25 protein-coding genes and 1 pseudogene are annotated in these 25,941 nt (G+C 41.6%); 10 read left to right on the forward strand and 16 right to left on the reverse strand.

The window, feature by feature from the left end:
* Positions 1 to 238: 238 nt before the first annotated feature.
* Positions 239 to 1,252, reverse strand: a complete 1,014-nt coding sequence (gene trpS / locus ACE3PQ_RS03495; protein ID WP_374295259.1) for a tryptophan--tRNA ligase — start codon at positions 1,250 to 1,252, stop codon at positions 239 to 241.
* Between the two features lie 611 nt (positions 1,253 to 1,863).
* On the opposite strand from trpS, the gene ACE3PQ_RS03500 reads away from it, so the two are divergent.
* The 3 genes from ACE3PQ_RS03500 to ACE3PQ_RS03510 all read left to right on the forward strand — a co-directional run bounded on the left by ACE3PQ_RS03500 (position 1,864) and on the right by ACE3PQ_RS03510 (position 4,531).
* A complete protein-coding gene (locus ACE3PQ_RS03500; protein ID WP_374295261.1) occupies positions 1,864 to 2,409 on the forward strand; it encodes a hypothetical protein in 546 nt (181 codons plus the stop codon).
* A gap of 168 nt (positions 2,410 to 2,577) precedes the next feature.
* On the forward strand, positions 2,578 to 3,513 hold the full coding sequence (locus ACE3PQ_RS03505; protein ID WP_374295263.1) for a DUF808 domain-containing protein: 936 nt from the start codon (positions 2,578 to 2,580) through the stop codon (positions 3,511 to 3,513).
* Between the two features lie 115 nt (positions 3,514 to 3,628).
* On the forward strand, positions 3,629 to 4,531 hold the full coding sequence (locus tag ACE3PQ_RS03510; protein WP_374295265.1) for a neutral zinc metallopeptidase: 903 nt from the start codon (positions 3,629 to 3,631) through the stop codon (positions 4,529 to 4,531).
* Between the two features lie 74 nt (positions 4,532 to 4,605).
* On the opposite strand, the gene ACE3PQ_RS03515 is transcribed toward ACE3PQ_RS03510, so the two are convergent.
* The 6 genes from ACE3PQ_RS03515 to ACE3PQ_RS03540 all read right to left on the reverse strand — a co-directional run bounded on the left by ACE3PQ_RS03515 (position 4,606) and on the right by ACE3PQ_RS03540 (position 9,213).
* Entirely contained in the window at positions 4,606 to 4,893 is a 288-nt protein-coding gene (locus ACE3PQ_RS03515) for a PA4642 family protein (protein WP_241571385.1), read from the reverse strand.
* Between the two features lie 115 nt (positions 4,894 to 5,008).
* Positions 5,009 to 5,281, reverse strand: coding sequence for a cell division topological specificity factor MinE (gene minE / locus ACE3PQ_RS03520; RefSeq protein WP_241571382.1), 273 nt, complete (start codon positions 5,279 to 5,281; stop codon positions 5,009 to 5,011).
* Between the two features lie 2 nt (positions 5,282 to 5,283).
* Positions 5,284 to 6,096, reverse strand: coding sequence for a septum site-determining protein MinD (gene minD / locus ACE3PQ_RS03525; RefSeq protein WP_241571380.1), 813 nt, complete (start codon positions 6,094 to 6,096; stop codon positions 5,284 to 5,286).
* Between the two features lie 66 nt (positions 6,097 to 6,162).
* Complete coding sequence (gene minC, locus ACE3PQ_RS03530) at positions 6,163 to 6,897, reverse strand: septum site-determining protein MinC (protein ID WP_374295267.1); 735 nt, start codon at positions 6,895 to 6,897, stop codon at positions 6,163 to 6,165.
* A 188-nt stretch (positions 6,898 to 7,085) separates the two neighbouring features.
* Complete coding sequence (locus tag ACE3PQ_RS03535; RefSeq protein WP_374295269.1) at positions 7,086 to 8,147, reverse strand: preprotein translocase subunit SecA; 1,062 nt, start codon at positions 8,145 to 8,147, stop codon at positions 7,086 to 7,088.
* Between the two features lie 148 nt (positions 8,148 to 8,295).
* Complete coding sequence (locus ACE3PQ_RS03540; RefSeq protein ID WP_374295271.1) at positions 8,296 to 9,213, reverse strand: acyltransferase; 918 nt, start codon at positions 9,211 to 9,213, stop codon at positions 8,296 to 8,298.
* 283 nt (positions 9,214 to 9,496) lie between these two features.
* On the opposite strand from ACE3PQ_RS03540, the gene ACE3PQ_RS03545 reads away from it, so the two are divergent.
* Together ACE3PQ_RS03545 and ACE3PQ_RS03550 are read left to right on the forward strand one after the other, a co-directional pair.
* Entirely contained in the window at positions 9,497 to 10,141 is a 645-nt protein-coding gene (locus tag ACE3PQ_RS03545) for an OmpA family protein (RefSeq protein ID WP_374295273.1), read from the forward strand.
* Between the two features lie 198 nt (positions 10,142 to 10,339).
* Complete coding sequence (locus ACE3PQ_RS03550; RefSeq protein WP_374295275.1) at positions 10,340 to 12,103, forward strand: GspE/PulE family protein; 1,764 nt, start codon at positions 10,340 to 10,342, stop codon at positions 12,101 to 12,103.
* A gap of 61 nt (positions 12,104 to 12,164) precedes the next feature.
* Here the strand turns inward: ACE3PQ_RS03550 and cynS are convergent, their stop codons facing one another.
* Positions 12,165 to 12,614, reverse strand: coding sequence for a cyanase (gene cynS, locus ACE3PQ_RS03555; RefSeq protein ID WP_374295277.1), 450 nt, complete (start codon positions 12,612 to 12,614; stop codon positions 12,165 to 12,167).
* Between the two features lie 210 nt (positions 12,615 to 12,824).
* Entirely contained in the window at positions 12,825 to 12,995 is a 171-nt protein-coding gene (hemP, locus tag ACE3PQ_RS03560) for a hemin uptake protein HemP (protein ID WP_092615537.1), read from the reverse strand.
* Between the two features lie 131 nt (positions 12,996 to 13,126).
* On the opposite strand from hemP, the gene mutT reads away from it, so the two are divergent.
* A complete protein-coding gene (gene mutT, locus ACE3PQ_RS03565) occupies positions 13,127 to 14,071 on the forward strand; it encodes an 8-oxo-dGTP diphosphatase MutT (protein WP_374295279.1) in 945 nt (314 codons plus the stop codon).
* A 137-nt stretch (positions 14,072 to 14,208) separates the two neighbouring features.
* Here mutT and ACE3PQ_RS03570 read toward each other — a convergent pair whose 3' ends face one another.
* Both ACE3PQ_RS03570 and mrcB read right to left on the reverse strand, forming a co-directional pair.
* On the reverse strand, positions 14,209 to 14,799 hold the full coding sequence (locus ACE3PQ_RS03570) for a hypothetical protein (RefSeq protein WP_374295281.1): 591 nt from the start codon (positions 14,797 to 14,799) through the stop codon (positions 14,209 to 14,211).
* A gap of 305 nt (positions 14,800 to 15,104) precedes the next feature.
* A pseudogene (gene mrcB / locus ACE3PQ_RS03575) lies at positions 15,105 to 17,375 on the reverse strand (penicillin-binding protein 1B); the annotation flags it as partial.
* 227 nt (positions 17,376 to 17,602) lie between these two features.
* On the opposite strand from mrcB, the gene ACE3PQ_RS03580 reads away from it, so the two are divergent.
* Positions 17,603 to 18,505, forward strand: a complete 903-nt coding sequence (locus ACE3PQ_RS03580; RefSeq protein WP_374295283.1) for an NAD(+) kinase — start codon at positions 17,603 to 17,605, stop codon at positions 18,503 to 18,505.
* A gap of 70 nt (positions 18,506 to 18,575) precedes the next feature.
* On the forward strand, positions 18,576 to 18,848 hold the full coding sequence (locus tag ACE3PQ_RS03585) for a YeaC family protein (protein ID WP_374295285.1): 273 nt from the start codon (positions 18,576 to 18,578) through the stop codon (positions 18,846 to 18,848).
* Between the two features lie 68 nt (positions 18,849 to 18,916).
* Here the strand turns inward: ACE3PQ_RS03585 and ACE3PQ_RS03590 are convergent, their stop codons facing one another.
* On the reverse strand, positions 18,917 to 19,960 hold the full coding sequence (locus tag ACE3PQ_RS03590; protein WP_374295286.1) for a glycosyl transferase family protein: 1,044 nt from the start codon (positions 19,958 to 19,960) through the stop codon (positions 18,917 to 18,919).
* 235 nt (positions 19,961 to 20,195) lie between these two features.
* Here ACE3PQ_RS03590 and ACE3PQ_RS03595 point away from each other — a divergent pair, with 235 nt between their 5' ends.
* Both ACE3PQ_RS03595 and ACE3PQ_RS03600 read left to right on the forward strand, forming a co-directional pair.
* Complete coding sequence (locus ACE3PQ_RS03595; RefSeq protein ID WP_374295288.1) at positions 20,196 to 20,651, forward strand: PACE efflux transporter; 456 nt, start codon at positions 20,196 to 20,198, stop codon at positions 20,649 to 20,651.
* A gap of 318 nt (positions 20,652 to 20,969) precedes the next feature.
* Entirely contained in the window at positions 20,970 to 21,182 is a 213-nt protein-coding gene (locus tag ACE3PQ_RS03600) for a cold-shock protein (RefSeq protein WP_298890614.1), read from the forward strand.
* Between the two features lie 254 nt (positions 21,183 to 21,436).
* On the opposite strand, the gene purB is transcribed toward ACE3PQ_RS03600, so the two are convergent.
* The 4 genes from purB to ACE3PQ_RS03620 form a co-directional block, all read right to left on the reverse strand.
* A complete protein-coding gene (purB, locus tag ACE3PQ_RS03605) occupies positions 21,437 to 22,819 on the reverse strand; it encodes an adenylosuccinate lyase (protein WP_374295291.1) in 1,383 nt (460 codons plus the stop codon).
* Positions 22,820 to 23,140: 321 nt separating this feature from the next.
* Entirely contained in the window at positions 23,141 to 23,905 is a 765-nt protein-coding gene (locus tag ACE3PQ_RS03610; RefSeq protein ID WP_374295293.1) for a DUF489 family protein, read from the reverse strand.
* A gap of 85 nt (positions 23,906 to 23,990) precedes the next feature.
* Positions 23,991 to 25,154, reverse strand: a complete 1,164-nt coding sequence (mnmA, locus tag ACE3PQ_RS03615) for a tRNA 2-thiouridine(34) synthase MnmA (RefSeq protein ID WP_374295295.1) — start codon at positions 25,152 to 25,154, stop codon at positions 23,991 to 23,993.
* A gap of 86 nt (positions 25,155 to 25,240) precedes the next feature.
* A complete protein-coding gene (locus tag ACE3PQ_RS03620; RefSeq protein ID WP_374295297.1) occupies positions 25,241 to 25,762 on the reverse strand; it encodes an NUDIX hydrolase in 522 nt (173 codons plus the stop codon).
* Between the last annotated feature and the right edge of the window lie 179 nt (positions 25,763 to 25,941).

Here is a 25,941-nt window from a genome sequence, read left to right on the forward strand (position 1 = left end):
GTGGTCCAATAAAAATTAGTATTATATCGCTAAGAAGTTAAAGTCAAAAAAAACGCAATGATCTGGGGGAATCATTGCGCTGAATACTTCAATCACTGCGATAAAGGTTCATCGCCTCATCACTTATGCACCTATTATCTCTAATCGGCAAAGTAATGACTTTAGCAAAGCCGTTAAAGAATGTAAGCGTGCGTAAATAGTGTCACTAATTATTTGAAAATGCTTACATTCTCAAAACTTAAAAGCGGAATAAACCTAAACCTGCTTTGACTTCGTCCAATGTATCTTGGGTGATTAAGCGGCATTTTTCCGTACCATCACGTAAGACATCCATGACATAGGTCGGATCTTTAGCCAATTCATGACGTCGTTCGCGGATTGGACCGATCAACTCTTTCAGCACACCTTCAAGGCGTTTTTTCACAGTACCATCGCCGAGTCCACCACGACGATAGTGTGCTTTGAGTTCTTCAACTTCTGCTTTGTTCGGATCAAAAGCATCAAGATAAGTGAATACAACATTGCCTTCGACCTGACCTGGGTCTTCAATACGCAAATGATTCGGATCGGTGTACATGGCGTTGACGGCTTTTTTAATGTCTTTATCCGATGCGTCAAGTACGATGGTATTGCCCAAAGATTTTGACATTTTCGCCTTACCATCAAAGCCCGGTAAACGTCCGACATTGGAAAGCAATGCTTTACATTCAGGAAGTATTTCGTTGCCAATCTGTCGGTTGACACGGCGAACGACTTCGTTGGTTTGTTCGATCATTGGGATTTGATCTTCACCGACTGGAACGAGCGTCGCTTTAAATGCGGTAATATCCGCAGCCTGTGACACTGGATAGCATAAGAATCCTGCAGGAATATCACGCTCAAAACCACGCAATTGGATTTCTGTTTTGATCGTTGGGTTGCGCTCCAAACGTGCAACAGTAACGAAGTTCATGTAGTAACTGGTCAGCTCAAATAACACAGGTAAGCAAGATTGAATACAAATCGTCGTCTTGGTTGGATCTATACCTACCGCTAAATAATCTAACGCCACTTCGATGATATTACGCTGAACTTTTTCAACATTATCCGCATTGTCAGTCAGCGCTTGGGTGTCTGCAAGCAACAGATATTGTTGATGCGAATCTTGTAAGCCAACACGAGTACGCAATGAGCCTGCAAAGTGTCCTAAGTGTAATTGTCCAGTAGGGCGGTCGCCTGTCAGAATAATTGGACGCTCTGCTGATTCAGTCATAATTTTTCCCATGTCGGTCTTTTAGTGACGATATATTGAAGTGATCTTGAAAGGCTGTATTGTAAAGAAGCTCGCCCTAATTTCCTAGCTTTAAATGGTTGCTTTTAAGTGCTTGGTTTTTAAGCGTCTAAATTTGTACAGAACAGACATTGAGTCAGAAAGTATGGATACAAATATAAAAAAGATATGATTTAAAATCGGTTAAAATATATTCATTAAGCAAATTGAAAGATATAGGGTCTGTTGACATTTCAGCCATGCATTGCGTTATCAGCTAAAACCACAGAAACGAGGCATGAAATGAAGGGAATGGTTACTCCCTTGCCAAGTTTCATAACGAAGTTTATGGCAGTTTTAGCGATAACCCTTCGGGACTAGGAAGTTTTTTGACGCTACGTCGTTAGAAAAGAGTCATTTAGAATGACTAAATTTCCTCATTCCTGCCTAGTATCGTCTAAAAAACTTCCATAGTCGCAAGCATCTGTGAAATGTCAACAGACCCTAAAGATAAGGAGCCTTTGATGGTTTTAATGAGAAGGTCAAACGGTCAAGCGGTTTTCAATCAGCAAAGAGTTTTGAGTATTCATGCTGTTGCCGTGAAGGCATTGTTTGTGAATACGATCTTTGTATTGAGTAGTGCGACGTATTCTGCAACAAAGAGCGTGTATAAATCAGTCTACACTGGTGAAAGCTATTCAAGTGGCAATCCTACTTATCCAAATAAACACGCTCAAATCCGAGATCGTGTACTGGGTCAGCCGCGTCCTGATCCATATGCACAGCCTAGAAATAATCCTTATAACCGTTATCCGAATTACGATCCAAACCATTCTCCACATTACCCAAATGGCTATCCACATGACTTTCCAAATGGTCATGGAAATCATGGCACACAGGTCTATATCGGCACACCGCATGTTCAGATACACGTGCAACCTGAAACACAGACCCATTACCAAAGTACCGAAGAAGTCTATCTGCCTTATGGTGGCACCTATCGAAAAACCACAGAATCAACAGGGCAGTATCCAGTCTATCCACAATACACTTATCCGCATAACCATACACCGAACTATGGCTATCCTTATAGCAACTCAGATAAAAACAAACGGACTTATGGCAAAGTAATTCAGCAAGGCAAATATCAAGGCAATTAAAAAAAGTAAGAAGCGTGAAAAGCAAAGTAAGAGAAAATGTTTGGTGCTACAGTTTTTAGCATGAATTATGTTGCACAAGCGCAAGAGTTTAATTATTGTAAGTAAATTAATGTTTTTATAAAGTTATTTTATAAAATTTAGAGTCAAACAAAATTTAGGAAAGAACGCATGGCCAGTAGTTTATTACTCCTTTTAGATGATATTGCGACGATCATGGATGACGTTGCGGTGATGAGTAAAGTGGCTGCCAAAAAAACTGCGGGTGTATTGGGCGATGATTTGGCATTGAATGCGCAACAAGTCAGTGGTGTGCGTACCGAGCGAGAGCTACCAATCGTATGGCGTGTTGCAAAGGGTTCATTTGTCAATAAATTAATCTTAGTACCATTGGCATTATTGATCAGTTGGCTTGCACCTGTGTTGATCAATCCATTACTGGTGATTGGTGGTTTATTCCTGTGTTACGAAGGTGTGGAAAAAGTTTGGCATACCATTCAACATAAAAGAAATCCGCATGCAGAGGATGATGTTAATGCCGCCAAAGCACAGTTGGAAAAAAATGCTTCGGATATGAAAGCCTTTGAAGATGACAAGGTGAAAGGTGCGATTCGTACCGATTTTATTTTATCTGCTGAAATTGTCGTCATTACATTAGGGACGATTTCATTGGCTGCGCCATTTATTACCAAAGTGAGTGTTTTATCGTTTATCGCAATTGCCATGACAGTTGGTGTGTATGGCTTGGTGGCATTGATCGTCAAGCTTGATGATATGGGGCTTTACTTGGTTGAAAATAAAGACGGCGTAGCGGCAAGTTTTGGACAAGGTTTGCTTAGTTTTTCACCGATTTTAATGAAAATATTATCTATCGTCGGTACGGCTGCAATGTTCTTAGTTGGTGGTGGGATCATCAATCACGCATTACCATTCCTGCATCACTTTACCGAAGATGCGACCGAAGTAACGAGTCATCTTCCTACGGTTGGTAGCATTTTTGGTGCGTTGACACCGACTTTAATCAATTTTGTCATTGGTGCGATTGCAGGGATTATTGTTGTTTTGATTCTGACATTAGGGAAGAAGTTATTCTCGAAAAAAGCTTAATTTAAAAGAGCTAAGTTTGAAAAAGCTAAGTTCGAAAAAACTAGTTTGAAAATAGCAGAGTTTGAAAAAAGCATAGCTGCAAAAAGGATTATTTGAATTATCGAGGAGTAAGACCATGCGCTGGAAAGGTCGTCGTACAAGTAGTAATGTGCAAGATCGTCGTGGTGGCGGTGCGGTAAAGACTGGTGGAATTAGTATTATTGGAGTGATTATTGCTTTTGTCGCTTGGAAGTTTTTCGGAGTCAATCCGATGCAAGCCTATCAGATGTCCAGTCAAGTGACCCAATCGAGTAGTGCACAACAAGCTGCACCTGAGAATGAAACTGCAGAACAGCAAGAAGCAAGGCTTTTTGTTTCGACCGTTTTGGCGGATACAGAAGATACGTGGGTACCGATTTTTCAGCAGATCGGTCGTGAATACCAAGAGCCAACTTTGGTGATGTATAGCGGCGCCACCTCGACGGCTTGTGGTACAGGGCAATCTGCGATGGGGCCTTTTTATTGTCCTGCTGATCAGACGGTCTACATTGATACCACATTCTTCAAAGAAATGCGTACACAGATGGACATCTCAGGTGAGCAGAATCAGTCTGAGCTTAGTCGTCAAGATCAAGCAGGTGACTTTGCGCAAGCTTATGTGATTGCGCATGAAGTTGGTCATCACGTGCAGACTTTATTGGGTATTTCACAGCAAGTGAATAAAGCACGTCAACAAGTCAGTCAAACAGAAGGTAATCAACTCTCTGTACGTCAAGAGTTACAAGCAGATTGCTTAGCAGGGCTTTGGGCGAAGCAGACCAATCAACGCCATCAATTCTTAGAGCAAGGCGATATTGCTGAAGCAATGGATGCGGCTGAGAAGATTGGTGACGATTATTTACAACGCAAATCTCGTGGTAGTGTTGTACCAGATAGCTTTACACATGGTACCAGTGAACAACGTCAGCGTTGGTTTGATCGTGGTTTCACCAGTGGTGATATTAATCAGTGTGATACCTTCAATACGAATAGTTTGTAACTTTCAGTTGTTTAGTATATCCATAAAAATGGCATCCAATTGGATGCCATTTTTATAAAAATCATTCAAATCACTTAAGCGAATTTTGCAAGTACAGCAAGGAACTCATCTTTTTGACGTGGATATTTTGCAATGACATCGTGTATACGCTCACCCTCAGGATTGGTTGCATTGACATCACGACCATCAGCGACAAATTGAGTCAAAAGACGCTCATAGTCAAAAGGGCGCATATGTTTGAACGCATGATACAGCACATGGTAATCCGCACTCACATCTTGCGGAGGTAATTGGTTCAGATAAGCAAATACACGTTCATCAGACCATTCTTCATTAAACGTCGCCGGTTGGGATAACGCCATGCTAAATTCCTTAAAAATATCAAATAATGCCTGTATATAAATAGACATTAAAAAAAGCAAAATAACTGGCGTTATTTTGCCTTGATTTAACTGACTTGACTAGTCAATTCTGACTTTAATGGTCATCAGGTAAATTGATATTCATTTCAAGCATTTCGATATTGGCTTCAGAACGTACATTCATTTGAATGTGTTCTTCATCCACACCACGCACATAACGACTCACCACTTGCAAGATTTCTTTTTTCATTTGATTGATCTTGTCTTGGCTTAAGCGACGTCCTAGACCTTGTTCAGATGCAACGATGACTTTTAAGCGATCTTTTGCTGTTTGTGCACTGGTCGGCTTTTCGTCATTACCGAATAATTTATTCCAAAATCCTGCCATGATTAGCCTCCAAATAGTCGAGCCAACCAGCCTTTAGGTTGAGCGGTGATGTATCGGAAAGGACGCTCTTCGCCGAGGAAGCGTGCCACCAAGTCATCGTAAGCGTGACCAGCTTTGGTGTCTTCATACAGAATCACAGGCTTACCTTCGTTCGATGCTTGAAGTACCGTTGGGCATTCAGGAATTACCCCCAGAGTTGGAACACGTAGAATATCTTGAGAAATATCTTCAATGCTCAGCATTTCTTCACGTGCAGCACGTTCTGGATTGAAACGAGTAATGCACAAATGCTTGCGAATACGTCCTTCTTTTTGTTCTACTTTTTTGGTTTTGCTGTCGAGCATACCAATAATACGATCTGAGTCACGAACTGATGAAATTTCAGGATTCGTCACGATGATGGCTTCATCTGCATAATACATTGCAAGCATAGCACCACGCTCAATCCCCGCAGGAGAGTCGCAGATGATGTAGTCAAATTCTTCAGCCAATTCATCCATAACACGTTCTACGCCTTCGTCTGTGAGGGCATCTTTATCACGTGTTTGTGATGCAGGTAGGATATATAAATTTTCTAATTCTTTATCACGAATCAAAGCTTGTTGTAAGCGTGCTTCATTATTGATGACATTCACGAAGTCATAAACGACACGACGTTCACAGCCCATAATCAAATCTAAATTACGTAAACCTACATCAAAATCGATGACGACAGTTTTATAACCACGTTTTGCCAGACCGGTTGCAAATGATGCGCTCGTGGTTGTTTTACCGACGCCGCCTTTTCCGGATGTTACGACAACAATTTTGGCCACCGAAAATACTCCTGTTTGTCTTATATCCTCTGTGTTTAGAGGGCTTTCAAATTTTCCTCACTAACCTTAAATGGATAGCAGTTCAAATTCAAGTTCTTGATTGTTATTTAGGTAAATTTGTACCGATTTATTCAAGTAATGCGCAGGAATGTCATCATAGACGCAGAATGTCCCTGCGATTGAGATCAGCTGTGCTTCTAAGCTCTGACAGAAAATACGTGCGTTTGGATCACCACTCGCACCTGCAATGATGCGCCCACGCCCAGTACCATAGATGAATATATTGCCGGCAGCTATTAGCTCCGAGCCATTATTCATACTTGCTGTGAGGACGATATTGCCATGATCTTCAACTAGGCTTTGACCTGTGCGCAAGATTTCGTCGTGATATACCGTTGCGGGACTTGCTTGTGGTGTTGGTATTACTGGTGCAGATTCAACAACAGGCTCATTGGCAACAGGTGTGCTTAATTCTGCCTCTGGTAATGTATTGGTTTGAGAGCTTGCAGTGATGCGCTGTACTGGCTGATCTTTTGGAAGGACTGGGAACTGAATGGAGCGTGCATCGTCACCAAGTAAACCATCAACCACAGCCATCGGCTGCAGCCCAAACTCAATCAGTAGTTGAATCAGTTCAATCAGCTCTTGTTTCACTGTACTGTCAATAATGATTAATGTGCCATTATAATTTTGCTCTTCAGTCAGTGCTTTGAGTTGCTGACGAATTTGATCTAAATCATTATTACTAAAGGTAAGACGAGAAAAATTGACCATGCGCCCAGTGATGCGTATGTCTGTCATGTGTTGTCCTTTGCTATTGTCATGTTAGCATTGATTCGCTAATACAGATTTCATTACATATGAGGCAACATGCTAGAGCAAAATAGTGAATTGATCTAGTCGCATTTGCGTAATATTTAACGATTTTGTGATCCATTTAAATCTTTTGAGTTTGGTATCGTGTGGAGAAAATAAATAAGTCGCTCAGTTTACTGCTGAGTTTCATCAATGATCTGCTGCCACTGTTTGACTTTGACCTGTTCACGAATCAGCTCCAAACTGTCTTTTACAACCGAATCCACAAGATCATCGACTTGTTGATAATTCAATTGTACTTGGCTGATCTCTTGGGCAACTTCGGTCAGTAGCGGATTGGCTTGTCGATTTGGCGACTGCACAGCAGACAGTTCAGCTATGATGCCTTGCGTGATATTTTCGCCCAGTTGTTGGCCAATGGTTTGAATCAGGCTTTCGATACGTGAGCCCACGATCGGCATTAATTTTAAGAGCTGAACTAATTCGGGTGTATCATCAATGGCTTGGTGCACGATTTGACCAATATTTTGACTGATGTTTTGCTGGTGTTGGCTCAATGCCGTCGCAAGTGATTTTTGTAAGATCATGGCGAGCACATTGGCGAATTGATCTCGATGGCGATCAATCAACTGATGAATGCGGTGATTATGATCGTCACTATCTTTCAACTCTTTTTCTACTTGACTAAGTACCGTGAGGACGATACGGCTAGTCAGCTCTTCCATGACCAAATCATAGTAAAATTTACCACGATTGATCATGTTATGAGGAATCACTTTATAACCAAGTTCGTGCAAACGATAGGCGATGACACCTGCTCGCAGTAGGCGGAAAAAACGTAATTGTGGAATAATTGCAATCACTTCATACCAATGAATAAAGGGGAAGAACCACCAACGTCTATGATGCTTGCCGATGATGGCAATTAGCCAACGCACACCCAACTCGACAATGAGGAAAATAATAAAGTATTGATCAATATGCCGAATGATCGGATCCCATTGCTGAATATAAGCACTTCGCTGTGTGGTGATATTCAACACTTCAGCAATCCACGCACCAAAATCACTTAATATCAAAGCCTGCAAACCGAGTACGATCAAATTCAAGACGATCAGCACCATCATGATCACGTCATAAACTAAGAACATTTTCCACTGTGTCGTGGTGTGGTCGATTTGCCTATGCTGATTTGGATTCGGTGTATTGCCGTCGGTATTGGCCTGATCAATCATGACATCGTCCTAATGATGACTTTACTGAATCTATATTGATTCAATCTACTGGTTTATAAATTCTAAAAAACCTGAAAGTTATCCGAAGATCTCTTTCAGGCAAAATAACACAAAAGTCATCAGATCAAAAAAAATGTGTGGAGGCTATTTATTCACAGACGTATTTGGCTTTGATCGCAGAAATACGTTGATCTTTTTCATGCCAAATTTGCTCAACCCATTGCTGAAACTTGGCACGAAATGCATCGTCTTCCTCGTAATTTCCTTGCAAAATCCATTCAGGTAATGGGACTTTGTGTAGCTGTACAACGATTCGAGGGACATCACCTAACCAAAATTCACCATAGCCTGGAACGCCATCAGGATAGACGATTGTCATATCAACAAGCGCATCAATTTGATCACCTAGAATATTTAATGCTAATGCCAAGCCGCCAGCTTTGGGTTTAAGTAGATTTTGAAAAGGAGATTGCTGTTGGTCATGCTTTTCTTGGGTAAAGCGAGTGCCTTCCAAATAATTGAGCAGCGTAAAAGGTTGACTGAGTAATTGCTGACAAGACTTACGAGCTTCGTCGAGGTCTCGCTTTTTGAGTTCAGGATTTTTGGCAATTTGTTCTTTAGTGTGACGTTTCATCATTGGAAAGCCGAGAATTTTGAATGCCTGCCCAACGAATGGAATAAAGATCAATTCCCACTTGGTGAAAAACCGTGTTAATGGCATACGTGAAACGCCAAAGTATTGATTGACCGTGGTATCGACCCAGCTTTGATGGTTACACATCATCAAATAGCGTCCATCCATATTTAAGTCAAGTTGCTCATCGACATAAATATCCCACTCTGTTTCGGGCAGCACATTTTCAATCAGCCAGTTATTGATGCCAAGCCAGTTGTTGGCGATATTGATATTGGCTTCATCAATTTTTTTTGATTGTGCAAAAAGTTTAGTTAAACCGAGTGCCAGTACAGGGGGGCCATGCAAGAAGGTGCTTGCTGTAATCGTAGAAGATACGGATAAACCTTTGGCAATCTTTTTAAAAACATTATTGGATTTTACTTTGGACATATTTGACCTAAATGAAGTACTTTCTGCTTTTGCAAAACATAGCAGAGATGTGAGATGAAACCAAGCGGTGATAAAATTATTTAATGTGCAATTGTATAATAATTGGTTAGTAGCAAAAAAAAGTGTATTGTGTATAAATTATGATGAGAATCTCACGAAGCAAACGCATAAAGATTGCAATTTGTAACAAAACGGACGTTTTTTTACATTACTTCAATGGTTTATTAAAAACTATATATCATAATGAATGACATATTAAACATAACGTTAAAGGAGGCATGCCATGCGTGCATTAGCGATTTCAACACTTATCGGGGCAGTAGCATTAACAGGATGTACTACTGATCCTACCACTGGTCAACGTGACTATAACAAAGCAGCAATCGGTGCGGCAATTGGTGCAGCCGCTGGTTATGGTGTGTCAAAAGGCAATGCAAATACCAGTGCACAAAATAATCGTGCAGCAGCAATTGGTGCAGTACTTGGTGGTGCAGGTGGTTATGTGCTTGATCAAAAAGAGAAAAAATTGAAAGAGCAATTGGCTGGTTCTGGCGTTGACGTTGGTCGTAATGCAGATGGTTCAATTGGTTTGGTCATGCCGGGTAACATTACTTTCCCAACCAATTCATATTCAATCAGTCCTTCATTTTATGCGACTTTAGACAAAGTGGCGCAAACTTTGAATGACGGTACTGTTGCAGTGGTTGTATCTGGTTATACAGATAGCACAGGTAATGATGGTATTAATATTCCATTGTCTAAAAATCGTGCTGCTGCTGTGAAACAATACTTGATCAACAAAGGCGTATCTTCAAGCCGTATCAGCTCAGAAGGTTATGGTGCAAGCAATCCAATCGCATCAAATGATACTGCGGCTGGTCGTGAACAAAACCGTCGTGTTGAAATCAACGTTTATGCAACTTCATAATATTTGATTCGCAAAAATGACTGATATACAAAATGTATTCAGTCATTAAAAGAGTGCTTCGGCACTCTTTTTTATTGCTTGTTCAAGTCATTTAAGTGTCAGGATAATTTCGTTAAACCCGCTGATTATTGTGTTGTGCAATGTCGATCAATGCTAAGATCAGTTTTAGAAATGAAAAATTGAAATAGATGAAAACATATGGACTTGTACGCACATCCTTTTAAAATTGATTTGCAATGGTGTTTAAGCCAACTGAAAAAAGCAAAAAAAATCAGTGAAAAAGACGCCAATCTCATCCAAACCACTTCTCGCTCCAAAGAGCAGCTCAATTGGCACCCATTACAATGGATTGCGTATTTTAATGTGGTTGATCAAACGCATCCTGAGTCAAAATTGACATTAAACCGTCTATGCCAATGGCTATCGCAAGGCTCAAATATCCCTTATTTCGTCATTGATCCGCTAAAAGCTGATGTTGGCAAATTGACTCAAGTCATGTCGCAAGAGTTTGCAGTACGCAATCGGATTCTTGCAGTAGAAGTCTTTGCAGATCGGGTGGTGATCGGAACAGATCAGCCATTTTTCACTGAATGGAAGTCAGGGCTTGGCAACACCATTAAAAATAAAAGCATTGATGTGGTGCTACTAAATCCTGAGCAGCTCACTCGATATTTACAAGAATATTATCAAGTCAGTCGTGCGGTTGCATCTGCGCAAGGTTTGGGTGCATTTAAGTCTGAAAAAGGTGTCGAGGCATTATTGCAGCTTGGCGATGTGAGTAATAATCCCGATGCGAATGATCAGCATATCGTGCGTATCGTGGATTGGATTTTACAATTTGCCTTTGAGCAAGGCGCAAGTGATATTCATCTCGAACCTCGTAAAGATAATGGTCGAGTGCGTTTCCGTATCGATGGTGTACTCCACAATATTTATGATATGCCGAGTAATATTTTGATCGCTGTCATTGCACGGATTAAGATTTTGGGACGGCTCAATGTTGCAGAGAAACGCAAACCGCAAGATGGACGATTAAAAACACGTACACCAAAAGGCATTGAAACTGAGCTTCGTTTATCAACCTTGCCAACAGCGTTTGGTGAGAAGATGGTGATGCGTATTTTTGATCCTGAAGTCCTCGTGCGTTCATTTGAAAAGCTCGGTTTTACAGGACAACTACTTGATACGTGGAGAGATTTAAGCAATCATACGCACGGCATTATCTTGGTCACAGGTCCTACAGGTTCGGGTAAAACCACAACTTTGTATTCTACCTTGAAACAGCTTGCCACCGATCAAGTCAATGTCTGTACGGTCGAAGACCCGATCGAGATGCTCGAGCCAAGCTTTAACCAAATGCAGATTAATCCCGCGATTGAGCTTGGTTTTGCTGAAGGCATCAAGGCACTGATGCGTCAAGATCCAGACATCATCATGGTGGGTGAGATTCGAGATCAAGATACTGCCAATATGGCGATTCAAGCTGCACTGACTGGGCACTTGGTATTGTCCACATTGCATACCAATGATGCACCATCAAGCCTGACTCGTCTTAATGATTTGGGTGTACAGCCGTTCTTATCGGCTGCAACGATATTAGGTGTATTGGCACAGCGTTTGGTGAGAACCCTTTGCCCACATTGCAAACAATGTGTGAATACAGATCAACAACTTTGGCAACAGCTCACTCAGCCGTGGAATGGTACACCACCTGAACAAGTCTATGTAGCAGTGGGTTGTGATCAATGTCGTCACACAGGTTATAAAGGTCGTGTTGGACTTTATGAAATGATGCCACTTAGTCATGATTTAAAAAGATTGGTTGGGCAGGGCGCAACTTTAGATCAGATTAGACAGACTGCATATCAAGAAGGTTTACAACCGCTAAGGCTTGCAGGTGCGAAACGTATTGCTGAAGGCGTCACAAGCTTTGAAGAAGTAATGCGAGTCGTTCCACTTTAACGTTCACCTTGAGGCTCTGTGTAGAGGCTCAAGACTTTGTACGAAGTTTTAGGCTAGCGAGTTAATAACTTTTGTAAGGTAAGAATTTCCCAGACAAAACCACACGGACACGATCACCATTCGGATTATTTTCTCTTTGAATATCCATACTAAAATCAATCGCACTCATAATCCCATCACCAAACTCCTCATGGGTGAGCTCTTTAATCGTCGAACCATACACACTGACGACTTCGTACCAGCGATAGATCAAAGGATCAGTCGGAATAGCCGTTGGCAATGTACCTTTGTAGGGCACGATTTGTAACCAAGCCACTGCTTCGTCACTCAGATCAAAGAGTTTACCAACGATTTCGGCTTGTTGTTTATTAAATGTCATTTGCCCTAAGCAAGCGGCGGTTACCCATTCTTTAGATAAACCAACAGCTTCTGCGACTTCAGCCCATTTGATGCCTTTGGCAACTTTTGCTGACACGATAAGTTGGGTGACTTGTTCACGGCTACTGATCATTATCAATTCTCCTTTGACGTAGACGACATTTGACAAAAATGTACCGTGTAAAAATGCAAATATTGCGCCTAAGAAGCAGATTTCATCTTAGATTATTCGATGTTACAAAAGTGAATCTGAATATAATGCTGATAAAAAAGCGAACCTAAACCGAAGCTTAGATACGCTCTCATTCCCACGTGTTATTTTCTTATCGAACTATTTATCGTATTATTTTGTGAGAATTAAACGATTGTTACGCGTCAAACGTAGGCGATATTCTTCACCTGCGTGTAAAATACGAATCTCACGACCGAGTGCAAAAAGATTGCTAGAATGAAGCATTGGTAAATTGTGTTGTGTGTCGTTGCTGCGTGTGAAAATCGTGAAAGGTGCGTTCATTGTTGTTTACTCCGTGGTTTGTCTTAACGGTTTAAATGATAATAATTATCGAAATCATCTGTCAATGGTTTTCATGAAATAATTGTTATATTTCTCACCAAATTTGTAAACTGATGATCAATTAGACTGAAATGAAAAAACACATCCAAGTATCCATCGCCATTATCCGCCACAAAAACCAAGTGCTGTTGGGTTGGCGAGATGAAAATTTGCATCAAGGCGGTTGCTATGAATTTGCAGGTGGCAAGCTGGAGGCTCGGGAAACGCCCGAGCACGCCGTGATCCGAGAAGTACAAGAGGAGGTTGATATTGATGTCATGCCCCTCAAGCGTTTTGCCTCATTTCAGTTTGACTATTCTGACCGTTGTTTATCTTTATTTTTTATTTTATGCAAAGTTAAAAACTATGCTGAACTAGACAAAATGGATCAAGCTTGGCGATGGATTGATTTGGATGATGTGCAAAATTATCAATTTCCCAAAGCCAATCAGGCGATTATTCAGCGAATTTCATGGTCACGTAGAATTGCGATATTGAACGGCGATCACACCGCAAAACAACAAGTACATCATGATGTAGTTACAATCTATTTGCGCCAAAGTGATGAGAATTTAAAATCCTTACTCATCGATAATCCGCAATTGTTTGTAGAAAAAAAGGTCATTGTACGTTGGCAGGATTATCAACAATTGAATGATGATTTACAGGAAAAAGTCTTTGCAATTCATTTGAATAGTCAGCAACTTGTAGACCTTGCTGAGTCTGTACCTCAAAATAATGAACTTCCATTGTCATTACAAAATAAAAATTTAATCGGTGCGTGTCATAATGAAAACGAAATTGAATGCGCAAACTTGATCGCTTGCGATGCGATATTTATCAGTCCTGTACAGGCGACGCCAACACACCCTGAGCAAAGTGGCTTGGGTTGGGAAAGTTTTTCAAAATTGACAGCAATGGCGGAGATGCCAGTGTATGCGCTTGGTGGTGTAGGGCGAGATGATTTGGATGTAGCGAAAGCATATGGTGCTTATGGTGTTGCAGGGATTCGAGATTTTCTAAGAAAATCTCACTAAAGACTTAAAATCCCAACTACTTAACATCTAAGCTACTTACAATCTAAATCATTTAAAACGTAAGTACCATGAAAACAAAATGCCTAGAAATTAGATTTTCTAGCCATTTTTTGATGACAGCTTATATGCTAAGTTACTTAGTAGCGTTGCATCATTTGTGTAGCTTGACGTGTCAGGTTTGCATTGTTACGTAGCTTAGCCGATTGTAGAATTTGCTCCCAAAGCTGTTTACGCATCGTGTTGTTTTGCGCAAAGCTAAGTCCTTTGCGTGCAAAGGCTTCTGCGCTACTGGCTTGCTTTCGAAGATTGGCAAGACGAGCAAGCTCTCGATAAACTTCCGCCGATTGCGGTGCTATGCGCTGTGCTTGTAGTAAGCTACTTTCTGCCACTTTGAGTTTATTTTGTCGAAGATTGCCGAGATAAGATTGCATCAAATTTTGATAAGCAGGAACACCTTGACCATCTTTGAGATGTTGATGATTTTTCTGATTTTCAGGTAAGATCAGACGGGGAGGTTGTCGAGAAGGAAGCGGTTGAGATTCTCGACGAATCCCGTCATCAGGAAGTGGGGTGACCACGACTTTTGATGTGTCTTTCTGCGTCTTTTGACTTGTTTTTTGATCTTGCTTTACTTTGGGTAGAGTTTCCGGCGGATTTGTTGGTGTACTTTGACAGCCTACAAATACAATGGTCATTGCACCGACTAGAGTTAATTTAAATTGATTCATTATCGACTCCCAATCGTATATTCACCCTCAGAGATGACCGTTGCAGTGCGCTGTTGTGGTGCTCGATCAATGTCGCTTTCACGGAGATAGTTTTGTGAAGGTCGTTTTGGGTTTTGAGTTAATGGATTGTTGAGGTTTTGCGGATTGCGTGCTTGTTGTGCGCCACGTTGTTGATTTGGTTGCGCTGTTTGTCCTTGTGTATTTGGATTTTGCATTGGCGTAAGGCCAGTATTGGGTTGAGGATTGATCGGATGCTCACCATTAAAATTCGTCGCAGGGATTGGATTGCCAAACTCATCGACATAGCTTTCTTCATAGTACTGAGGCTCAACCTGATAATGCGGTAGACCACAGGTCGTCGCTTGACGAGGAATAGTATTACGAAGTAATGGGACATAGATCGCACCTGCACAGCCTTGCGCAGAGAGTAATCCTTCAAAGCTATCGATCCATTGCCAAGAAATATCGTCAGGTTGAGGCATGTTATTTGGCGTATTTTTCAGCTGTTTCATGACGTTGATCCACACAGGCAATGCACCTGATGAACCAGTTAAACCGATCGGTTTGTTATTGTCTTCACCGAGCCATACCACGGCTAGATAATTACCACTATAGCCAGCGAACCATGAGTCACGTGCATCATTGGTTGTACCAGACTTTCCTGCAAGTCCCATCTCAGGTGGGAATGTGCTATAAGCTGCACGACCTGTCCCAGTGCTCATGACTTGTTGTAAGCCATAATTCACAAGATATGCTGTCGCAGGGTCGATAGTGTTTTGCACCTTTAAGCTATAGCGCTCTAAGAGCTCACCATCCGCATTGACGACTGAGCGAATACTGCGTGTTGGATAAGAATAACCACCTGTGGCGAAGTTTTGATAGATACCAAGCATGTCCATTGGTGACATGGTCATTGCACCGAGTAAAATGGATGGGTAGCGTGGAATCTCACCTTGTACGCCAAGACGATGTAAGTTGTTAATAAATGTTGGTAAACCTGCTTCCCAACCGAGTCGAACAGCAGAAAGGTTATACGAGTTCGCTAGTGCAGATTGCATGGTCACAAGACCTTTTTCACCACCTGAATAGTTCTTAGGTTTCCAATCTTGAACACCTGCACCACGAATCACAATGTCCGTATCTTGGATTTGACTTGCCCATGTATAGCGACCAGATTGCAATGCTTGCATATAGATCACAGGTTTTAGCAATGAACCCACTTGACGCTTTGCATCAAGCACACGGTTAAAGCCAGTAAACTCACCTGTACTACCGACGGCAGCGACGATTTCACCATTTTCAGGATGTGAAACCACGACCGCACCTTGCAAATCTTTTAATCGAGCAGGGTTGCCTTTTGCAAGTCGATCGACAGTTTTATGGAAAGTATTTTCAATACGAGATTGTGCCAATGGGTCAAGCGTCGTGAAGACACGTAGACCTTGATTGGTCAAATCTTTTACTTGGTATTCTTCTTTGAGTTGGCGACGTACGATATCCATGAAGTCAGGATACTTGACGGCGGTATACCCTGGTTTTTCTAACACACCGAGCGGACGAGCGATTTCTTCATCGAACTCTGCTTGGGTCAGTTTACCGGTAACTAACATATTGTTGAGCACCACATCACGACGAGCTCGAGCACGTTCAGGATTGCGCCACGGATTGTAGTAAGAAGGTCCATTGACCAAGCCGACTAAGAAAGCAAGCTTTGCAGTATTTAACTCACGTAATGGTTGACCAAAATAATATTGCGCAGCTAAACCATACCCGTTAATTGAATAGTTGCCATTTTGCCCGAGATTGACTTCATTGAGATAGGCTTCGAGGATGTCATTTTTGTTGTAATGAAACTCCACCAAAAGCGCCATCAGCGCTTCATTGGCTTTACGTTTATACGTGCGCTCAGGTGTCAGGTAAAAGTTTTTCACCAATTGTTGCGTCAATGTTGAACCACCTTGACGCTTTCCACCTGTGATATTGGAAAGTAAAGCACGTGCAGTACCACGAATCGACACGCCATGATGTTCATAGAAGTTACGATCTTCAGTTGCAAGCAGTGCATCAACCAAAGGCGCTGGTACATTTTGCAATTTGATCAAGACACGGTCTTCATTGTGCTGTGGGTAAATCCCACCAATCACCATTGGCTCAAGGCGAAGAATGCCTGAAGTAGATGGCTTGGTCGTACGAATCGTTGCGATGGTATCGCCTGTAAAACTCAACTCAATGACACGTTCAGGCTCTTTACTATCGCCAAAATCAAAACCACGAGTATGAATAAAAAGTTGTGAATCTTTATTGGTATAAGTCCCAGGATTGTTGTAGTCATTGGCAGACTTATAGCCAAGCAAGCGAAGCTCTTCTAAGATATCTGCCTTGCTACTATCTGCTTGACTATATAGCTCTAATGGGCGAGCAAAAACTTTGGCAGGAATATCCCAACGCTGACCATCAAAACGGTCACGGACAATATTGTCCAAACGTACGAGATAAATCCCCAAGCCAATAAAAAATATGAGAAAAATAATAAGAATAATCAAGGAAATTAACCCAAGACCACGTTGATTTTGTATTGCTTTTTGCATTGATTAAAAATTCATGACAACGACCTAGGTGGCTAAATAATGCGATAGCAAGCAGGGATATGCAATAAAAACTATGTTGTAAATTGCTAAATTTCATCAACTTCACATAAAAAACATAAAACAACCTGCAAACTCATGTAGAAAGTGTAAATGTCTGATTGGTCAAGCCCTTGTGAAATGCTATGATAAAGGCGAATTTCACTGGAGTGAATTGGGTGCAACAAAATTTCTCGAAATCTTTTCGGAATATTGGTCTGATCGGACGTCCAGGAAAGTCTTCGGTTGTCGATACATTAAAGATCATTCATCAATATCTCATTGAACGTGGGCTACGCACTATTTTCGACCAAGAAACAGCTGAGCTTGGTCCATTTGAAAATGTGCAAACCAGTAGTCGATCGCATCTTGGGCAAGTGACAGACTTAGTGGTCGTAGTAGGCGGTGATGGTTCACTACTGCATGCTGCTCGTGCACTCGCCAAATATAACGTCCCTGTAGTAGGTGTGAACCGAGGTCGTTTGGGCTTCTTGACTGATATTTCACCTGCTGATGTCCTACATAAGCTTGGACAAGTGTTAGATGGTGATTTTGTTTATGATCAGCGCTTTTTATTAGAAACTGAAATTCGCTCCAAAGGGCAGACGGTCTACGAAGATATTGCCTTAAACGATATCGTACTGCACTCTGGAAAGTCGGTGCATATGATCGACTTTGAGATGAATATTGATGGCATGTATGTCTATCGCCAACACAGTGATGGTCTAATCATTTCTTCACCAACAGGCTCGACAGCATATGCGCTCTCAGGTGGTGGTCCGATTGTGCATCCCAACATGGATGCGATCGTGGTCGTGCCGATGCACCCGCATACCTTGTCCTCTCGTCCTATCGTGGTCGGTGGACAGAGCGAAATCAAAATTTTTATCCGAGATAATCAAATCTTGCCAATGGTCAGTCCTGATGGTCAGAACAGCGTGACTTTACAAGTTGGTGATCATTTGTTGATTCGTAAACATCCTTTCAAACTCACTTTATTACACCCACCAGGTTATGACTTCTATGCAGCATGTCGCACGAAGTTGGGTTGGAATCGTGACTTTGATCCGAATGATGAATGATTTTGGTTATGAAAATTTGAATTGTAGACAAGCAGATTGAAATGCTCTAAGAACATGGAAATATCACCTGATGAATATTGAACAAATGTTAAATACGCTCACCCCAGAGATCGTAGAAAAATTGAAAACTGCGGTCGAAATTGGTAAATGGCCAAATGGTGTTGCGCTCACAAAAGAGCAACGTCAAACGTGTATGCAGGCGGTTTTGGTTTGGGATCATAAGCATCTACCAGAAGCTGAGCGTACAGGTTATATTGATCGTGGCACAAAAGAAGAAGATGAGCATTGCGACTCACATGATCCGAAAAATGACGATGAGTTTCAACCGATTCGCTTTACATGATGTTGCGCCGAGAATTTAAAAAGCATTTCAATCGAAGTGCTTTTTTTATCGCTGTAATTTTGTGAGGCTTAACTGGTTGGTGCAAATCGAGTTTGCCAAAGCGTTTTTGCCTTTTCTTGGGCAGTGGTATAAGTTGACTCAATCTTCATGGTCATTAAAGCAATGGCTAAAGTTTCGATGATCGCTTGTTCACCATAATCATGCGTCGCATCACCCAACCACACCGCTTTATACACATCTAAATCAAATGCTTCTTCCGCTTGTGATCGATCAGGATTGATTTTAGGTAATTCGAGTTCAAAACATTCACCATCTTTAATACCACAAATCAATGTCTTGGCATCAGGATTACGCTCAAACTCACCACCTTCACCTTTGATCACCGCACTATTTTTATAACCCAATTGAAATGCTGCTTGTTGGTGCGATGCACGATATGCAGGGTGGAAGATGGCTTGTAAAGTTGCTTTGGCATCAAATGGGTTAATCAAGCGAGAGAGCGTATGCACAGGAGAGCGTAAGCCAAGCATTTGACGAAATTGAATCATTTCTGCAAGCTTTGGACTCAGCAAATCTAAAGGAATAAAGGCAAAATTTTGTGCTTGCAAATGTGCATCAACCTGCTCAAGTGATTCACAACTTTGAAAACCCAGTGCTTGAACAGCATCTTCCGTATAGAGTCGATTGACGGTATGACCTGCAACGCCGTGCATGACGATCTTATAACCATGTTGCGCTAAGGTCAGCGCAGCAAGTAAAAACCACGGATAATGTTTCCGCTTACCTGCATAGCTCGACCAGTCTAGATCCACTTCACAGCTAAGATTCGGTAGATTCAATGAATCTTTGGTCGCCTGAACAAAACCTGTCAATTCATCAACGGATTCTTCTTTCACTCGAAGCAACATTAAAAATGCGCCGATCTGCAAATCCAATGCTTCACCATTTAAAATCATGCGAAATGCTTGATACGCTTCTTCATAGCTCAGCGAGCGACTCCCTGTTTTGCCTTTTCCCAAAATACGAACATACTGCGCAAAAGGGTGCTCCTCTAAAGCGTAGATATTGCGTTTTTGTGATGTAGGTTGAGAACTGGATTGAGCGCTAGACATAAGATGACTCTGAAATAAGAAACAATAAGATCAAAATAGAAAATCAATAATAAAAATGGTGAACCAAGCGAAGATCGTTCATCACATTGTATGGTGGATCATAAAGCAAAACATATGCCGATGTCAGCCTTACATGAGTTAGGCTTGATAAAAATAAAATGGCAATTTGCGCACCAAAATAACGCAGAATCAGCTAGAATGAGCTTGATTATGTTTTAATTTTTCGATCACGCCCATGAAACGCGCCGCATCAAATCAAGTTCAGTTAAAACATCGTATTATCCATGCATTAAGTTATGAGGTGATATTACTCATTCTCGGTACGCCTATTCTCAGTTGGGTGCTGAATAAAGATTTGGCACATACTGGTGTACTGTGGGTGATCATGAGCGTGATTGCGATGCTGTGGAATATGGTCTTTAACTTTGGCTTTGAAAAGATTGAATATAAAATGCAGTGGGAACGTACTTTGTCAGTGCGAATTTTACATGCGATCGGCTTTGAGGGTGGCTTGATTATTTTTACGGTGCCAATCATTGCGTGGATGATGGATATTAGCTTTTGGCAAGCATTAATCCTCGATATTGCCTTAGCAATGTGTATCGTAGTGTATACCTTTATTTTTCAATGGTGCTACGACGCTATTATGGCAAAATATTTTGGTATTGGACGTTCTAGCGCACCACGATAGCGCAGAATCAATAAATTTGATCAAGATATAAATCGTTGTATAAAAACTATTCATCTGATTCATATCAATATCTTAAAAAATAAGTACCAATATCCTTTTAGTCGTGCTAAGCTCGTTGCGTAATTTTGAATAGAGTTCGTTGCTGGAAATGCACGATCCACTGACAAAATACAAATGGATGTGAATGGGTTGATGTTGAAAGTTCTTCAGAATGATAACGAGAGTAAAATAACTAAGATGTTTTTTCAATCGTGTTTCTCTACTGTTAGCAGCACCTGTGCGTCCTTATTTTTTTCCAAAAAACGATGAGGAATAGTTATGACGGCACGTGAACAAGGTGTTGTAAAGTGGTTTAACGATACTAAAGGTTTCGGTTTTATCCAACGTAATAGTGGCGAAGATGTATTCGTACATTTCCGTGCGATTCAAGCAGATGGTCACCGTTCACTACGTGATGGTCAAAAAGTTGAATTTACAGTTGCTCAAGGTCAAAAAGGCTTGCAAGCTGAAGAAGTTCGTCCAGTTGACTAATTTCTAGATCACGATAGTTTTAGGTTTGCTCAAAACCTAAAGCCAAAAAGACACCTTATTTCTCAGCCTATTTTAAATAGGCTGAATGGAATAAGGTGTTTTTTATTGCGTGTAGATTTTATGGAATTCCGGAATCTTATTACTTACATTCGTCTTTGTGCGAGCAAAAAAATACCACCCATATTTTTAGGATGGTATTTGGTTTTGATGAGTAAAACGACTTGTGTTAACTATCAAAAATCAATAATTAAAGCTTAAAGAAACTTTTTCAAGTCTTTCGCTTGCTGTTCCGCATTACCTGTATAGCTTGCAGGGGTCATTTCAGCGAGGCGAGCACGATCAGATGCAGGCACTTGAGTGAGCTCATCACCATTCACAAAGTTCACCATCATGTCACGCGTCATGGCTTGACCACGCGTCAGTGCTTTCAGTTTTTCATATGGCTTTTCAATGTTATAACGACGCATCACGGTTTGAATCGGTTCAGCCAAGACTTCTTGTGCTTGATCGAGGTCAGCAAGTAAGCGATCAGCGTTCAGCTCAAGTTTACCAATACCTTTTAAGCAGGCATCAAATGCAATCAGACTTTGCGCAAAGCCAACGCCCATATTGCGTAGTACCGTTGAGTCGGTAAGGTCACGTTGCCAGCGAGAGATTGGTAATTTTTCACCCAAATGCGCAAGCACGGCATTGGCAATACCGAGGTTACCTTCTGAGTTTTCAAAGTCAATTGGATTCACTTTGTGTGGCATAGTCGATGAACCAACTTCGCCATCTTTGAGTTTTTGTTTGAAATAACCGAGTGAAATATAACCCCACACATCACGGTTAAAATCGATCAAAATCGTATTAAAACGACGCAGTGCATCGAATAATTCCGCCATGTAGTCATGCGGTTCGATCTGCGTAGTGTATGGGTTAAAGGTTAAACCTAAAGATTCAACAAAGGCTTGAGAATGTTTCGCCCAATCGAGCTCTGGATAAGCTGACAGATGCGCATTGTAGTTACCGACTGCGCCATTGATTTTGCCAAGCAATTCCACTTGTTCAAATTGTTTGATTTGGCGAGACAGGCGATACGCCACATTTGCCATTTCTTTACCCAAAGTCGTTGGGCTTGCAGTCTGACCATGTGTGCGTGAAAGCATAGGCTGTGCTGCATGGGTTTCAGCGAGTTTTGCAATGCTATCTAAAATATTTTTCATGCTCGTCATCAGCACATCACGCCCACTTTTCAGCATCAAAGCATGTGACAAGTTGTTGATGTCTTCAGAGGTACAGGCAAAGTGAATAAATTCGCCTGCATCTTTGAGTTCATCAATGTGTGCAATTTTTTCTTTAAGGAAATATTCAACCGCTTTCACATCGTGATTAGTTGTGCGTTCGATCTCTTTAATGCGATTGGCATCATCTTCTGAAAAATTCGCTACGATCGCATCGAGTGCAGTGTTGGTTTCTGCGCTAAATGGCTGAATTTCTGTAATTTCTGCGTGATTGGCAAGTGCTTGTAACCAACGCACTTCTACAGTAACACGAGCATGAATCAGACCAAATTCAGAGAGAAAAGGGCGCAGGGCATCGCATTTGCTGGCGTAGCGTCCATCGAGTGGTGAAAGTGCGGTTAGGCTAGAGAGCATGACAATTCCTAAGAAATTAAAGGGAAATATATGTTAAGTGGTGCAAAATATGTGTCGCATTATATGAAAAAATTAAAGCATTTTCGACAAGGTCTTGCGGTGTATGTGCATATGTCGGGATTAACCTTCGGTTCGACTTACTTTTCTTTCGGGAAAAGTAAGCAAAACCATTTGTCCGTTGCAAACTCGATCGAACTCCATTTATCTATCAAATACTTTTGAAAAACAGTATCTTTCAAAATTCATGCTGACCTCGAACAATGCAACAGACGTTTCCACGAATCAGATGGTTTCTACTCATCTGATTTTAAATGAGCTAGATTAACCATCATGAACCATCTCTTTTTGACTTTGCTGATGTTGTATCGAAGCAAAATAACGAATCTGTTTTAGCGTTTTGGATTTGGAGAAAATCATTTTCCACGGACTACCGCCAAGCTGTCGCCAATAATGTGCCGCTTGTAAACCTGTAAATAACATCGCTCGGATCAGTGCCACATCATTCGGATTTTTAAATGTCCGAGCCGTGCCTTTAACCATGATACGAGGTTTCATGGTGCTTGCAGTGTCGGTATATAAAGTCGCTAGGCTTTGAATAATACTTTGATGCTGAAAATTATGCTCAAAAAAAGTCAACTGACGAATGATCTGTTGCTGAGTATTGAGAATTTTCTGCTGAAAATCTTTGTTGCTGTAAACTTTGTTTGAGAGCTGCAACATCGCCATCGCATAAGCCAAAGTCCGTTTGCTCGCAGGCAATTTAAAGCGTGGAAAACGATGCTTCGGCTGTGGATCGTAAGGCGCAATCAAACTTTGTTCGAGTGTGCGTAAGCCTAAACCCAAATGCTCAAGTGAGCCAAAAAATAATAAACTGTTTTGATTTGGGTTGTCTGTCGCACGAATATTTAGGGCAGCTTGCAATAGCGTTTGACTATATTGATCGCCGACATCATGTACCGCCTGACTGCCACGTAGCGCAATCAGATGCACAATCTGCGCCGCTTGAAACACCGCAGCCAGCGCCAGCACTTGATGCTGTTCACGGCTGAGCGTCACGCTTGGCTGAAAAGGGCTAAGATCGGTCATGTACTATTGCCTTGTAACGGTTAGGTTGCCTTGCTAGGCTAGCTACGATTGAAATTTTAAAATCAACTTACTCAAGTTAAATCCATCAAGCTAAATATTTCGGTAACGGCGCATCAATACTACGAATCACACCACCACCCAAACACACTTGATCTTGATAAAACACCACAGATTGCCCTGGCGTTGCGGCACGTTGCGCTTGATCAAATATCACACGCACACCCTGTTCAAAATCAGGATGTGGAAATATTGTACAGTCTTGATCGGGTTGGCGATAGCGTGTTTTTGCAGTACAGCGCAGTCCAGTCGTCGGAATGGCTTGTTCGCCTGCTATCCAGTCAATGTTTTCACTGTCAAGACTATGACTGAGCATCAGCGTATGTTCATGTCCTTGACCAACGACAAGTCGATTATTTGCAATGTCTTTGTGCAATACGAACCATGCACCTTCAGCCACATCTTTCAGACCGCCAATGCCAATACCGCCTCGTTGACCAAGTGTGTAATACATTAAGCCATGATGTTCGCCGATGACTTTACCATCCTCCAAAACAATCTCCCCAGCTTGAGCAGGCAAATACTGTTTTAAGAAATCACTAAAGCGACGCTCACCGATAAAGCAAATCCCCGTCGAGTCTTTTTTAGTCGCTGTGGCAAGATCATATTTCTTGGCAATTTCACGCACTTGTGGTTTTTCTAATTCACCAACAGGGAATAGAGTTTTATTGATTTCACGCCCATGCACGGCATGCAGGAAATAGGTTTGATCTTTATTATTGTCTACGCCACGTAGTAATGGTGCGTAGCTTTCGCCTTGACTATTGTGCATGGTTTGTCCACGGCGTGCGTAGTGACCTGTGGCAATATAATCTGCACCCAACGTCATGGCATAGTCCAAAAATGCACGGAATTTAATTTCTTTATTACAGAGAATGTCTGGATTTGGCGTGCGTCCTGCAGAATATTCCGCCAAGAAATGCTCAAACACACGATCCCAGTATTCTGAGGCAAAATTTGCGGTATGGAGCACAATGCCTAGGCGGTCGGCAACCGCTTGCGCATCGGCTAAATCTTCCAGTGCTGTACAATATTCCGTACCGTCATCTTCCTCCCAATTCTTCATAAATAAGCCCTCGACTTGATAACCTTGCTCAAGTAAAAGTGCCGCAGAAACTGAAGAATCCACACCGCCAGACATGCCGACAATGACACGTGTGTTTTGTGGTGTAGGAGTGTTGTGATCAGTCATAGGAGAATGTCGTTCCAAAAAATTATAGCCTAAAATTAACAAGGCAGTTTAAAAGCCTATATGGCGTTTAGAGCGTTTAAATCAACTCAAGCGGTAAAGGGTGAGGCTGAAACTTGCGCAAATGGATGTTCATAAATCAAATCGACGGGATACTTCTTACCAGCCAAAGCATCTTCAATCGCTCGAATCACCAATGGACTCCGTGCACGTGCAGTCAGTTGTAATTCCTCAAATGTCATCCAGAGCGCTTGCACGATGCCATCATCTAAATCCTGCTGAGTATCCTCAAGCGCATTCGCTAAGAAACAAAAACGATAATAAGTACGATCAGTAAACATCGGCGGGGTATAGCTGTAGATGCCAAGTAAATCGGTAATTTCCACTCGCCAAGCAGTTTCCTCTAGGGTTTCACGGATGGCAGCTTGGATTAAGGTTTCACCTGCTTCGACGTGTCCCGCAGGTTGGTTAAGCACGCTATGACTAAACCCTTCGCTATGTTCTTCAACCAACAGGAAGCGATCTTCACGCTGTACCACAGTTGCTACGGTGACATGTGCAGTCCACGCTGATGTTGCGTTTGATGATGCTAAATTTGAAGTATTCGCCATCTTTACAAGCCCTCAAAATTGAGGTGCATATGATACGAAATTTTGTCGGAAATGGCTATGTTATTCGTCATGACAATGACTTTGCTGAGATTGATTTTTACGAACGGTTTGACGCTTTAATATCGTAAAATCAGAAGATGAGAATGATTGCTTATCATATTTTTTCATAACAACATGCA

The organism is Acinetobacter sp. (assembly GCF_041911495.1).
GTDB lineage: Bacteria > Pseudomonadota > Gammaproteobacteria > Pseudomonadales > Moraxellaceae > Acinetobacter.